Below are 13,955 nucleotides of genomic sequence, written 5' to 3'. Positions count from 1 at the left end.
AGGCAAATAGGACACAATCATGAAAAAAGCCATCTTAGCCATACTCATCACAGCTAGCTCGTTGCTTGTTGGCTGTGGGCAAACTGACAATAATGTGAATACAGACAAGGCACAAAGTGAAGCACCTACTGTCGCACATGGGCATGATGCAACTGATAAAAATGACGCTCATGCTAATGTCAAACCAAGCTTTGACATTAGTATCACTGACTATGGTAATAAAGTCAGCGAGCTACTAGCTGGTACCGACTTTGAAGGTGAAACCTTGACGCAAGTGGTTGAGGGTGAGTCGGATAACGTCTTTATTAGTGACTATTCATATAAAATCAGCATGGTCGGTGAAAGTAGCGAAACAGATAAGTTACAAAAGCTCACCTATACCATGCCTTTTGACGATACCATTTCTGAAGAGGCGGCTCGCTTAACTCAACTGGTTGCCGCTTCTGCACAGTCCCTAAACTCTAAGCTTAGTCAAAAAGAAGCCAGCGCCAGAGTGTCGGATTTGATTAACGAGGCAGTATCTGGCTTTGTTATGCAAAAAGAACCACAACGTACGGTCATCGTCATCAATGATCAGGTCTATGTCTGTGATGTCTCTGAAATGGGTGTACGCTTGCTAATTGAGCCAGCTAACGGCAGTCGCTATATTTAGATTGTAAATACCAACAATAAGCCCTGTTTTAAAGCAGGGCTTATTTTTTATCATCACTTGATGAAACACAACTTTAGGACTTACCCAAAAATACGATTTTAAGGCTTTAAAAGCGACTGGTTATTATTTATGGAGCGTTTTTCTCTACCTTCAGAGGATTCATAAATGATTACCAGTTGCCATAATATCTACTCGTACGTAAGTTCTAAACTTAATTAAACACTACTGTCTTATTTCCTGCTACAATCACTCGATTTTGCACATGCCAGTTGACCGCTCGTGCCAACACATTGCGCTCAACATCACGACCAATGGCACGCAGTTCGGTCACGCCTTGGCGGTGAGTAACACGATGCACATCTTGCTCAATAATAGGACCTTGGTCCAAGTCGGCTGTCACATAGTGGGCAGTTGCACCGATGAGCTTAACTCCTTTATCAAAGGCTTGACGATAGGGATCAGCTCCAACGAAAGCAGGTAAAAAAGAGTGGTGAATATTGATAATCTGCATCGGCCAGCGATCTACAAAATCTTCAGATAAAATCTGCATATAACGGGCCAACACTAATAAGTCATTATCAGCCATAATTTGATGGATTTTCTCTTCCGCTTCTGCCTTTGTCGCTTTGGTGACTGGCACGTGATGGAAGGGGATACCGAAGTTTTCTACCGCTTGACGTAGATCCTCATGGTTGCTCACAACACAGGTGATATCACAATCTAATAAACCACGTTGATGACGCCATAGCAGATCTAGTAGGGCATGGTCAAACTTGGAGACTAAGATACCTACTTTGGTTTTGATGGCATTGTTATGCAAGCGCCACTCCATCTCATAACGCTTGGCAACCGTATGATCAAAGCTGGCTTTAAAGTTTTCCATAATATCGCTTAGGCCAGATAAGGCAAACTCTAAGCGCATAAAGTACTGTCCGCCTTCGTGGGCGGTCGAGTATTGATCTAAGGTGATGATATTGGCACCGTAACGGAATATAAACTCAGATACCGCTTGGACGATACCCGCTTGGTCGCGGCATTTTATTAAGAGAGTTGCGGTATCGAAAGCGTTAGCATTGTTGTTTGACTTTTTATCATTTGAGATGAGCTTTGACATATCTTACTCGTGTTAATTGATTATGTGAGGGAATAGCAGAAGTAATTTAAGATTAATACCACTAAAAACTACTTTGTTAATAATAAATAAGTTGGTAAGTTATCCTTATATTGTACCAGCAATTGATAGATATGGCGTTGTTAGTAAGTAATACCTTTTCTGAAAAATAACCTATCTTTGTCAAACTCGCTAAACCTACTACTTGTAGCGTTTGCACTCGTTTTCCTCGATAGCTTAATTTTTAGATTTGGTATAAGCTACTTGTCGTATTTGATTAGGCTTAGAAATCAAATAACCCACTCATCGAGTAGGTTATATTGATACCCCAATCTCAACTCTTTGCGTAGGCTGTGGCTTTAGCCCAGCATATTTAGCTATAATTAGGTTTTTCTGGGCTAAAAGCACCAGCCTACATGGGATTGTAATTAGTTGAGAGTGGGGTATTGATATTAAAAATCAATGATATGACTGGTTCTATCTCAGTGCTTCACAAGCGATACCATCTTTGTCTCGATCCAGGCTTTTATACCCAGGTTTCTTTGCATCAAAATAGGCCTGGGCTTCTTTTTGCGACTTAAAGTCGGCGCATTTAACTCTAGCTGCCTGTGCAGAAAAGCTTATTGATAATAGTGCAAAACAAAGTGTGCTCATCAATACTTTTTTCATACCATTCATCCTATAACCAATCGTTAAATTATAAAAAGAATACTACTTAAAGTAGGTAGATTAATTATATCAAGTGGGGATAGGGTGTCTAGAGTGGGAGTAAATTATGTTCAACAAACTACACTCTTTATTGCTAGTGAGTTCATAAAAAGGTGGTGTTTCAAAAAGTATGCTGAAGTAGAAAAGAAGTTGTGACAGCCAAAGCAGATGTTATATTTGAGGTTATGAAGACACAAATAGAACTTAACTGCCCCGACTGTCACAGTACAAGTGTAAAGAAAAACGGTAAAAAAAGCTATGGTAAGCAAAACTACCAATGTAAGAGTTGTAAACGCCAATTTATTGGCGACCATGCTTTAACCTATCAAGGCTGTCATTCAACCATAGAAAGCAGAATTAGGTTAATGTTATACCAAATCTGAAAATTAAGATATCGAGGAAAACGAGTACAAATGCTACAAATAGTAGGTTTAGCAAGTTTGGCAAAGATAGGTTGTTTTTTAGAAAAGGTATTAGTTAGAGGCTGCGGCATTCGAGATATTGCTGAAATAGCTACTGTGAGCATAGGTAAGATACTAAACACAATACAAGGTTGGACATACCAACTCACCCCGAAGCGACAGTACTACCGAAGACTTGAAGTCGATGAGTTTTGGACGTATGTAGGCAAGAAGAAGCGTAAAGTTTGGCTCATTTATGCCTATGACCGTAGCACAGGTGAGATAGTAGCTTATGTATGGGGCAAGCGTAACTTAAAGACAGCTAAGAAGCTTAGAGCCCATCTCATGCAGCTTAAAGTTGACTATGGGTATATAGCTATGGACAACTGGGACAGCTTTATCACTGCTTTCAAAGCTGACAATAAACGAATTGGTAAAAAACATACTATCGGTATTGAAGGCAATAACTGCCGAATAAGACAAAGATTAAGACGAGCCTTTAGAAAAACTTGTGGTTTCTCTAAAAAGCTCGATAACCATTTTAAGACCTTCGATATGCTGTTCTTTTACATCAATTATGGGTATGTCTAATGTCGGCATACTTTTTGAAACACCACCAGATAGAAGTCGTCATGCTGACTACGCTGTGAACGTTTTTCAGGACTCAATTCTAGCTCTTTAGCACGATAGTATGTGGATGGAGCAATCGGTAATACTCTACAGATTGGCTCGACTCCATATTGTTGTTTGTGATCGTCAATAAAATCAACCATTATTTGGGTTTGCGGTCGAGCTCCGCCTGGGCTTCAAGACCGGCAGCTTTCTTTATAATCTCATTGGCTTGCTTTAACTCTCTGTTCTCACGTTCAAGCGCTTTGATACGCTCGGCTTGGCTTTGAGCTTGAATATTTGCAGGAATGGTTTTATCTATGTGCTTTTTATGCATGATCGTAGTGTCTCAGGCGTGCAACCTATCCTAATTTTTAGGATTTAGGCGCTATGGCTTTGATGGATGACCAGGTGGATGGGTAGTCGTCTTTAGCTTCAATTAGCATTCGGACGGCTCGCTCTTTCATTTCGGGGGTATAGTTTCGTGTTTTCATTGTCGTATTCTCTTGGAGCGTTGAGTCTCCGACAATCTCGGGGCGGTTCACTGTAATATCATCTAAGATGTTCTACGTAACCCTTGAAACGAAGCTAATTGAGATATCAACGTCATAAATATCTTTCACACTCTCAATAATCTTTGGCATATGAGTGTGGATAAGCAACTGTGCGGAGCACACGCGGGAGACAAGAGCTATGCCCGAGTGAAACCACGGTGTACATTGCTAATGAGGAGCGTTAAAAAAACAGCAGGCAATAAAAAACCCTTACAGACTATAATCTGTAAGGGTTTTTAATATTGGTACCGGTGGTCGGACTCGAACCGACACGCTTTTAAAGGCAACGGATTTTGAATCCTTTAGTTGATTAATATAGTTAGCTATACCTAACGACAACAATCAATTATTGGGTGTAAAAATATTTAATAATCAAATACTTATAGTGTAACTAGCAACTTTAACCTATAAATAAAAATATGTAACAATATTTTTCAAGTATCAAAAAAGTATCAAGATAAAGAGTAATACATTATTCAAAGCTTAATTATGAAACTTGGTATTAGTAATTGTATAGTGCAGATGATTCATACGACGGACTATTATTTAGTTAAGAATACTAAAAAAGCCATTTAAATATACAGGCAGACGACATCTCTTAGTAATAAAATTCGTTTAACTAAAATAAAAGAAACCGTGATTAAGTATCCATAATATGCTCACAACTCAAGTGTAACCTAAACACAACTCTAATCATGTTGTCTGTATCCAATATAGATAACAACTAAGCCGTAAGTATCTAAGAAATTATTGCCATCTTTTATATAGTCTTAAGTAACAGTTTCACGTTATAGTTGATAAATGCCCATAAGAGACTTTACCAAGGATTGATATTAGTCCAAGCATATACATGCCCTATCACTTGCAAGCTATTAACTTCTGATTTTGAAATGCTCTCGTCTGGATAGTCTGAGTTCTTAGGTTTCAGTAGCAAGCTACCATCAGACTGGATAAACAAAGTTCTTATACCTAGGAAGTCATGTCTTAGTATTAGGTATAGCTGACCATTGTTAATCTGGCGCCTTGTTAAATCAATGGAACACTGTGCACCAATTGTGATAATAGGTTCCATACTGCGGTCTGTTTGTCTATAAAATAGAGTTTTTTCTAAACGGGCATGAGCACGACGCGCAACTTGCGACTGTGGTTGAGCTAGTTCATCTGAATATTGATAGTTATCTATAAAGTCATCTACAGTTGAGTGGTTTTTAATACGATCAAGAATTTCTTTATTTTTAAAATCATCTTCACTTTCTAGTTCCCAATCCCAATCCCTATCTTCAAGCTCCGCGATTTGTTCATCAGATGGTTCTAATTGCTCAAGCGACTTCGTATAGGCCGCCTCAATCTCATCAAGACGATCACTATCAAGTTGCTCATACTGTTGTTTAAGAAATCTGATGCTATACGGAAGCTTTGGGTCTAAACCTAGCTCCTTAATATAAAGATCTCTATTATTCTCATCTAATGCGTTGAAATAATCTTGAGCATCGTCAATATTTGAATACCCTGTATAAGGATCTTCACCGTGTAATAGCCAATACTCTGATGTATCTAAAACTTGCGAAAGACGCAGTAAAGACTCTCCACTTGGTTTAGCTTTTCCAGATAACCACTTCGATACACTCCCCTTAGAGACTCCTGTTGTTTTTACAATATCAACCTGCTTAAGTCCTTCTTCTTTCATGCATTGTCTAATTCTATTAGCAATCTGCTTTAAATCATTACTCAAGATATCACTCCACAAGTACCGAAAAGTTTCTTTAAGAGATTATATCATAAGAAACTTATCGGAGAAACAGTTAAAAGGTCTTGCATTAAGTCTTTCTTATAGATATTAGGGGGGAATCTCAGATTTACGCATAGTTTGTTGTTTTTATGTAATTATAAGAAACTTGTATTGTTATTAAAAGTTTCTTAAGTAAACTGTATGTGTGTGCTATTAAACATAACCTCCTATATTTGTCAGGAATTAAATCATGCTACGTAAAAAGAATTGGTCAGAATATACAAATGATGAAAAAGAGCTTCTGAAGCAAAAAGTTGCAGAGGCGGATGAAAACACACCGTTTTCTCCAGAGTTTGCCGCGGCATACATTGGAAAATCATTGCACACTTTGCAGCACATGCGATGTCATCAGTCAAACGGAATTACATACAGCAAAGTGGGCAGGCATGTTATGTATCGTAAAAAGCATCTTGATGCATATCTTGATAGTTGCGAGAAGTCATGTACTTCAAACTAAATGCTTCTGACATGGATTAGTAAACTGAACTTGAATATAGATTTTTTTAAAAAGGACTAGCAATGAGCAATTCGCAAGCATTATCTACTGGCTCTGGAGTTATGCATTATATCATGCACAATTTCGGAGACTGGGAGATTGAAACGAAACATATGACGCGTGTACAAAAAAGCGTCTATCTTGATATGCGTACGAACTATTTAAAAGGCGGTAAACCCTTTACTTCTGATATAGAGCTACTTGAGCATAGGTTATCTTGTAGAAGTGATGATGATAAACAGGCATTAGAACTTATATTAAAAGATAAGTTTAAGCTTGATAAACGATCAAAAACCTATAAACACCCAAGTTGGGATCGTATTTTAAAAAACTATAGGTCTAAGCATTGGGATGATGATATCAAAAACTTAAACGGCACGAATGTCACAACCAAAAATGATGGTATTGAGGATAATACACCTTTAACAGCTGCTGAAAGAAAAGCTAAGTCACGCGCAAAAGAGCAAGAAATGCGTAAATATCTAACAGGTGCACGGGTTGATCATAAAGGCGTTAAGGGGCTAAAAGAGCTAACAAAGCTTTATAATCAACATCTAGATGATGCTAAGTTATCATGCAACGAGGTCACAGTGAGTCACACAGAGTGTCACACAATAGGCACGCAAAAAGAAGCTATAAACAGTAACCCAGAACATGAAACGAATAACCAAATAACCATTGAGAGAGAGGCACACACACAAAACACGGATAGGAGTAATTCTAGTATCTCAGCTAATTCGTATACTTGCCCAAGTACAGATAAAGGTGACCTGGCTACGAAGGATATTGGAATTGAGAACTGGACCTCACCCTCTATCGATATTATGAGGGAAAGGCTATTACAAGAAGATTTAAAGCTTGATATGACAGAAAAGAAGTATGTTTTAGAGCTTGAAAACTTCAAGGCATATTACTCTGACAAAGCAAGACAGGGCAAGCCCTTAACTACAGAAAACTTAAGAATAACTAGATGGCATCAATGGCTTAAACGTGAAATTGAGAACAACAAAACGATCGATGGTAATAAAGAAAAAGTTAAAGAACGCTTTAACATCGATAACGAGGCATGGCCAGCTAATAAGTTAACAGACCAAAATGCTAAGCAATTTATGGGTGATGGTTATCATCCCAGTCATTCATGCCCTCAGAATAACTCATCTAAATTTAATCCTAAGACAGAGGTTGTACTAAATGGATGCAGGAAAGCAGTATTACCTGAAATGACCTCCGACGAAACATACGCTTATATTGATAAACATCAAGCAGCTGGAGAGTCGAAAGATGAAACATACGACAGATTAGTGTCAGCAGGAAATTGTTCAAGCAGGGTTGATTTAAGATGAAAGGTAATAATTTAAAACCAAAGCAAAAACTACTAAGCTTCAACAAGTTCAATCTTAGCGTGCATAAAGATGCTGAGAAAGCATTAGCAGCTTGGCAACGTTGTAGACCACTAATGGCTTATGTAAACCTACAAGAGTTAGATAAATTCTATCGCCCACCATTGCGTTTAGTGCTTGATAAACAAGAGCACTATTGTTTTATAAATGACTTTAATAGAGTGCATCAAATTCTACGCTTCGAGGAGAGTATCAGTCACCCCTGTTTAATCACACCTGAATATAGTCAAGATATACTTCGGTTAGCATGGTGTGAGGTTCTTCAGCTATGTCATTTAGCAAACATTCATCATTCAGACCTATATAACGCTTTAAAAAAATTGGCACCCAAGGAAATAATTTGCGAGTTAATGGGATTATCAGAGTTAAGTATTAAAAACTATTGCCAGTTTGCTGGTATTAGCCAACATCATTACGAGTATCAACAGTACCGAACAGCTACCGAAGAAGACTTGATAGGGTTGCCGACGTCTATGGATTGGCTAAGTGAGGTATCGTAGTGAGTCACTCTTTAATAAATAAAGTTTATTTGAAGAGTGATGAGATACAAACACTCATCAATAAACTCGTGCCAGCAGACTCGCCAAGCTGTGAAGTGATTCAAAGTTTATTTTTAGCTGCCATCAACTTAAACGTTGATTTTTGTCTATCAAATTATCTATCAGAATGTTCGTTAACTTATCTAGGCGCTATAGTTGATCAACATCGACATGTTATTAATACAGATATATTGACTACTCAAGGTTGTCAGGATATTTGTAAAGATATTATTAGAAATAAATGTAGCGATACCTGGGCAGTCACGTATATGCTGGTAGTATTTTACGAAGCTCACGGTAAAGTAAGAAAAGGTAGTGATGCGTGGCTGTTTATGAGTAGCTACCTGCAAATTATATTTATGATTACCTCTAGGAATGACAAGCATTACGCCAAGATTGACCGGCTTGGCATTCGAGTTCGCATGGGACTGAAGCATGGCAGTCCACAAGCTCAAATATTAGATACGCTTATTGATATACATGTTAAACACGAGAGTTTAGAGAGCGTGCTGGCTAGCTTGAAACAATATGAGGAGACGATTAAGAAAAATGAGAAAATTGGTGAGCGATATAACAATAATTTGACGAGTAAAATTGGCCAAATAAGACGGGCTTATGAAGTTGTTGCTGAGGATAAAGAGTTTCATGGCAAAAATCGATTCAGTAGTAATAAAAAAGCAAAACATAGAGTTAAAGCCAATAAACAAGTAAAGCTTTCTTTAAAGACAGATGATGAGCCATTACTGACAAAGTCTTATCCTACTAAACATAAACATGATAACGTTGCGTTAGCTGAAAGTTTTGCAGATGATTATCCGCTAGCATTACTAGATAATGATTTTAAACCGAGTAAAAACACTGCTAAATCCTCTGAATTACAGCAGTGGTCTTTAAAGAGTAATTATCGCCATGCCCGACGTAACCAATTTGCATTTCCAACCAACACTCGCCAGCTAAGTTTGTTAAGTTATCAGATGTTGTTTGCTAGAGTTTGGTCACTATTCTTGGTAGTAAGTGATAAAGAGCGACAAGTTTATGCGGTATTAATATTATCGCTATTAAGTGGACGCAGTATTCAAGAGGTGATTAAGCAGTTACAACTAAAGGTAAGTCAACGTGAGTGGTTAGCCTATGAGAAAGGTGGGCAGAGATTAAACAACTACATATTGAGTATTACTATTGATGTCACTGCAAACCGTCGTAGTCATTTAATGGAGCATAGACAAAGTAAGGATAACGAATTTAAATTACCGTTACCATCACAGTTACAGTCAGTGATTGAAGAAAAGTTTGTAGTTGATAGTTCAGATGTGAATAAACTGCTTAAAGATTTAAAAGTACAACTTAGCCTGCCAGCTCTTAGTAATCAGCATATCGACAACAGCTTACACACTATTATTAGAAACGATCTCAATCAGCTACTACACGCTGACATTATCACTGGTGTTGATGTTAGACACAGCTCACCACTTTATTACATAAGTATTAGTACAAAAAATCTAGAGAAGACTTATAACCATGCTATAAGTCTTTTAACTGAGTATTGCGATGATGAAAGTAAGAACAAGCTACGTTTTTTAACTAAACAGGGCATTAGAAGTAATCATTTAAAACAATATGTGGGAAGTAACATGCCGTTAAGGTTGAATACTTGCCAAGCATTTTTCGGTAGGCTAGCTTCTGCTGTAGAGAGTTATAACGGAAAACTAAGGCATGGCTTGGATATTCGACATGACAGGTATATTGAACAGTTTAACTGCTACAGTGTTTGGCTGTGGTATATCATTATTATTCAAACGGGTATGCGCCCTGCTGTTCATGCACCAGGTGTCTTAAATCAAATCGATTTTACTCGAAAACTGATGTGGATATCAGATAAAGAAGAACGTAACAATCAAGCTTGCGGACGATTGATTCCCTTGAGCGATTTTCTACTCACAGCTATCAAAAACTATCTTGTTTACTTAGCAGAATTCTCTGCGATACATAACACTTTCTATACAAATCATAAGTTCCCCTTCGATGAGATAAAGAACTCAAAACAACCATTGATTATGTTGTTTGATAGAAATCCAAGAAAATTCGCTGGTATTAATGCGAGTAAAGTGCGTTATCAGACTAGAGAGTTTCTGACTCATCAGGATAATTGGTTACGACATCAACTCAGGACTATGCTCACTGATAAAGTACCAGAGCATCTCATTTTTGGCCTATACGGTCACGAGCACCCAGATCAAGAAATTATGCATCCAATGTCATCATTATCTATAAACGAGCTAAAAGCTTTATCTACTCATTTAGATAACGTTGCCATTCAATTAAATCTTAAACAAGTTGAGGTAACATTGTATGCACAAGATCGTCGCACACAAACTAAGATTACATAATAAAAAACAGACGCATCAGAATATCAAGGATGATGCTAAACAAATAGTTATGCAGTACTTTGATGAACATTGCTTATCGATATCTTCAAGTACAGATTTATCAGAACACTATCAAGCAATAAATGAGCAGTTAGAAGAAAACTTTGATACGGCTCACCAGTATTACCTAGCACGAAAAGGTTTTTTAGAGTGTATACGTAGTTATAACAAGAAGTATGACCTTAACTTAGATGAACCCGTTCTACCTATCATAGCAGAGCGAGATGATTTAACGATTGGATATGATTGGTTTGTAAAAGGCTCACAGGTGGCTAATAGTATACAAACCATGCTAGATATTTGGTCACATAAGAAGAAGTTCACCGCCAATGATTTAATAGAGGGGGCGCTCTATTGCAGTATTGTCTATGGCGGGCTAAACGATATTAAAGGATTAAAGGCCTTCTATGACTGGTTGCTTAGTGAACAGAGCTTAAACTATATACAAATGCCATATGAGTTTACCAACGATGCAATCGCGCCAAATAAATTCAAAAAGGTTGCCGTTATACTATTGGCCATCAAGGATGCAAATTATGGTTGCCAACCAGATGAAAGCGCTTTAGACGATGGATTAGAGCGCTATCTAAACTATATTCCTGACGATCTTACTTTAACCTTTATCTATGCGTTAGCTAATAAAACCATTAACAAGAAAAATATAAAACACTTCAATACTAATATTAAAGGTTTATCTAAAAAGTTAAAGCTTGAACACAAAGATATTGAAAAACCGAACCTTTCACAACTAATCAAATATGCTAACTATCAATGGCGACAAACAGACAGGTGTAATATTGATGGTGCTTTGTCTGTTGTGATGCAGAATCAGGTTAAAACCACAGCATTACCACCACAGAAGTTATTTACTTATAATCGAGAGACGATTTTTAGAAAGCATGAACCACTGATATGGGATAACTTATTATCTACTGACTATAGCCATAGTAAAGAGAGTAGGGCGGTACCTAAAGATTACCCAGCTTTTAGTAAAAACCTAGTCAAAAGCTTACAAGATGCTTTAAAAGGGACAAGAGCAGAAGCCATTAGTACAGTTGACAGGTTATTGGAAGAGTTTAGTCAGCCTAATGCACAACGTTTGCTCAGTTGGGCGTCAGAATTATTAACAGATAACAGTAAGCGATTAGACACAGTTGATAAATATGTTGGTTGTATCGGACGTGATTGGCTAATGTTGACTATGAATGAGTCATTAGAGTTTTGGGAGGATGAAGATTTTGAAAGTATCTATGAACAAATCATCCTTAGTAAAATAAAAGATGGGCGTAAGCGTTCGATTTTAAAAAAGGACTCTGAGTTTGTAGCTGACAATCTTGATTTAGAAGACGACAATAAAGATGCTGATAAAGTAGAAGATATTGATACTCTTTCGATATTCGACAAGTTTAAAGACACGCAAAAATTCACTTATGGCAGACTTCGTGATTTTCATGATCATCAACGCAAGCACTTTGATGCTCCGTATGTGTACTTCCCTTACGGCAATAATCGTCAAGTGGTTAAAGCTAACATTGTCTCGCCTATAGTTTATCAAGCCATGCGAGATGATATTTATAAATCAAATTTAGATATCCAGCAAAGAAGGCTCTGCCTAGTCGTTTTGAGTTTAGCATATCAAACGGGTATGAGAATTAGAGAGCTTATTGGTATTAAGCTAGATGATATTGCAGATATATATAGTTATCATGAAAACCAACCAATAGCCTTACCTGTTATATGGCTTAAACCCAACCGTCACCGTAGACTAAAGAGTAGCAGTGCAAAACGCTGTATTCCTATTCACTGCTTGCTTAAAGCAAAAGAGCTTGAAGATTTTGTCAGTTTATATCATGAACAAAAGAGGCTTAAACGTCGCTATTTGTTCTCATTAGGTAATGGCGATCATCCATTACCTGACACATTTTTTAGTAATTTAGTTAAACAGCTTTGGGATAGATCATTAGGTGAGCATGACTTTACTTTTCATAGCTTACGGCATACTGCTATTAGCCAGCTGGCTTTGGTGCTGAAACAATCACCTTTGGCGCAAGCAATGACAGATTATGACAGTCAGCATTGTGAACGAATTAGGAAAGGCGTACTTGCCAGCAATGAGTATCAAGGGGCATGGTTTGGGCTAGCTAGTTTAGCTGGGCATCTGATGTGTGATACAACTTTCGAATACTATATTCATACTGCCCATTTGCTGGCAGGTGAGAAAATCAGTCAATCAAAGCTGGAGCTGCCTTTAACAATATTTGAAATGGTAACTGGCATTGATTATCAAACAGTATATAGACAAGATAAAAGCGCTTATGATGCTAGCACTAAGCAGGTAAGGCTAGATAGGATACGAGATCATCTAATTAAAAAGCTATCATCTAAAGTTGATGAACTGTTTGTTAATAATTTCAGTAGCGGTGAAAGAGGTGTCACCTGCCAGCCTAAAGATATTCTAAAGTCTACAGATATGACTGTGCCAAAATCATCTATTTATATACATGCGAAGTATGATGATGTGATTGCATTTTTAGAAGAGATGCAGTGTGTTATGCCAGAAAGTAGAACCAGTAAACTTGATGAGATTGCTTTGCGCCATGGTATCAATATAAATCAAGCCAAAACAATCTACAAAAAAGCAGAGTCTATATTTGATGATGATAGGTTATTGCTTAGTTCACCACGGGGCAAGTCAAATCAAGAGATTTTAGTTAAAGCACTGGATAGAGCTTATCAGATGTCTATTAATGAACCGGAGGCACTTAGAACTTTCATGGAGATATTCTCCAATAAACATAGTTTAAACACTTCATTCCTGCATTTTGGAGTTAAGCCCAATCAAACAGACATGCTAAAGCAGTTTATGCATATAGGGTGTAAGCTTATTAACCCATCACGCTGGCAGGTTAGAGCATCAGATGAGAAGGCTGTTACTGATTTAAAACGAGAACTTAGTTTAGATAATAGGATACGTACTGGGGTACGTAAGAACTATCATGGGTTTGAAGTGAAAGTTGTTCAGAAAAAGCATAAAAGATCTGACAAAAATTTAGCTGTTAGCGGTGAATATCTTGCGTCGTCGGGTGTACTTAAATATTTAGGTTATGTGTTAATGGTTTTACTTTAAACAGACCATGTTTATAAAGAGAGTAGATTTAATTAATAGATTAACAAAGTCAGTATTATCATATTTTGGTATGACTTTGTTTTAGGGCATGTATAGAGTTGGGATATTGAAAAAAGATAAGCAACACCTCAAGTTCATGTTTA

Annotated in this window: 9 protein-coding genes, 3 pseudogenes and 1 other annotated feature; of the genes and pseudogenes, 8 read left to right on the top strand and 4 right to left on the bottom strand. The window is 37.4% G+C overall.

All coding sequences use genetic code 11. The annotated features are described in order from the left end of the window. The first annotated feature begins 19 nt into the window (after positions 1-19). Positions 20-652, top strand: a complete 633-nt coding sequence (locus H140_RS0104910) for a hypothetical protein (protein ID WP_019672549.1) — start codon at positions 20-22, stop codon at positions 650-652. A gap of 211 nt (positions 653-863) precedes the next feature. Here the strand turns inward: H140_RS0104910 and purU are convergent, their stop codons facing one another. Continuing rightward, positions 864-1,766 (bottom strand): formyltetrahydrofolate deformylase, encoded by a 903-nt coding sequence (gene purU, locus H140_RS0104905; protein ID WP_019672548.1) that lies wholly within the window; start codon positions 1,764-1,766, stop codon positions 864-866. Between the two features lie 474 nt (positions 1,767-2,240). Further along, positions 2,241-2,432 (bottom strand): excalibur calcium-binding domain-containing protein, encoded by a 192-nt coding sequence (locus H140_RS13970; RefSeq protein ID WP_019672547.1) that lies wholly within the window; start codon positions 2,430-2,432, stop codon positions 2,241-2,243. 224 nt (positions 2,433-2,656) lie between these two features. Here H140_RS13970 and H140_RS16480 point away from each other — a divergent pair. After that, positions 2,657-2,833, top strand: a pseudogene (locus tag H140_RS16480) (IS1/IS1595 family N-terminal zinc-binding domain-containing protein); the annotation flags it as partial. Positions 2,834-2,938: 105 nt separating this feature from the next. Continuing rightward, positions 2,939-3,463 (top strand): annotated as a pseudogene (locus tag H140_RS13965) (IS1 family transposase); the annotation flags it as partial. Between the two features lie 38 nt (positions 3,464-3,501). Here H140_RS13965 and H140_RS16200 read toward each other — a convergent pair. Beyond that, positions 3,502-3,975 (bottom strand): annotated as a pseudogene (locus H140_RS16200) (IS3 family transposase); the annotation flags it as partial. Beyond that, positions 3,571-3,687 (bottom strand) — a sequence feature (AL1L pseudoknot). (Overlaps the previous pseudogene by 117 nt.) 877 nt (positions 3,976-4,852) lie before the next feature. Beyond that, positions 4,853-5,767 carry an XRE family transcriptional regulator gene (locus H140_RS15090; RefSeq protein WP_156819085.1) on the bottom strand — a complete coding sequence of 305 codons (915 nt, stop codon included), beginning with the start codon at positions 5,765-5,767 and terminating at the stop codon, positions 4,853-4,855. Positions 5,768-6,014: 247 nt separating this feature from the next. Between H140_RS15090 and H140_RS0104875 the strand changes: the two genes are divergently transcribed. From H140_RS0104875 to H140_RS0104855, 5 genes are all read left to right on the top strand, one after another. Continuing rightward, positions 6,015-6,281 carry a helix-turn-helix domain-containing protein gene (locus H140_RS0104875; protein ID WP_019672543.1) on the top strand — a complete coding sequence of 89 codons (267 nt, stop codon included), beginning with the start codon at positions 6,015-6,017 and terminating at the stop codon, positions 6,279-6,281. A 62-nt stretch (positions 6,282-6,343) separates the two neighbouring features. Next, positions 6,344-7,663, top strand: coding sequence for a DUF1376 domain-containing protein (locus H140_RS0104870; RefSeq protein ID WP_019672542.1), 1,320 nt, complete (start codon positions 6,344-6,346; stop codon positions 7,661-7,663). Beyond that, entirely contained in the window at positions 7,660-8,220 is a 561-nt protein-coding gene (locus tag H140_RS0104865; protein WP_019672541.1) for a hypothetical protein, read from the top strand. The genes H140_RS0104870 and H140_RS0104865 overlap by 4 nt, the downstream gene beginning before the upstream one ends. Continuing rightward, entirely contained in the window at positions 8,220-10,646 is a 2,427-nt protein-coding gene (locus tag H140_RS0104860; RefSeq protein WP_019672540.1) for a hypothetical protein, read from the top strand. The genes H140_RS0104865 and H140_RS0104860 overlap by 1 nt, the downstream gene beginning before the upstream one ends. After that, positions 10,609-13,812, top strand: coding sequence for a tyrosine-type recombinase/integrase (locus tag H140_RS0104855; RefSeq protein WP_019672539.1), 3,204 nt, complete (start codon positions 10,609-10,611; stop codon positions 13,810-13,812). Before H140_RS0104860 ends, H140_RS0104855 begins: the two co-directional genes overlap by 38 nt. Positions 13,813-13,955: the final 143 nt, after the last annotated feature.

Origin of the sequence: Psychrobacter lutiphocae DSM 21542, assembly GCF_000382145.1 — a bacterium.
In the GTDB taxonomy this organism is placed as follows: domain Bacteria; phylum Pseudomonadota; class Gammaproteobacteria; order Pseudomonadales; family Moraxellaceae; genus Psychrobacter; species Psychrobacter lutiphocae.
The sequence above is the reverse complement of the archived record's forward strand: the minus strand, read 5'-3'. Positions and strand labels throughout refer to the sequence as shown.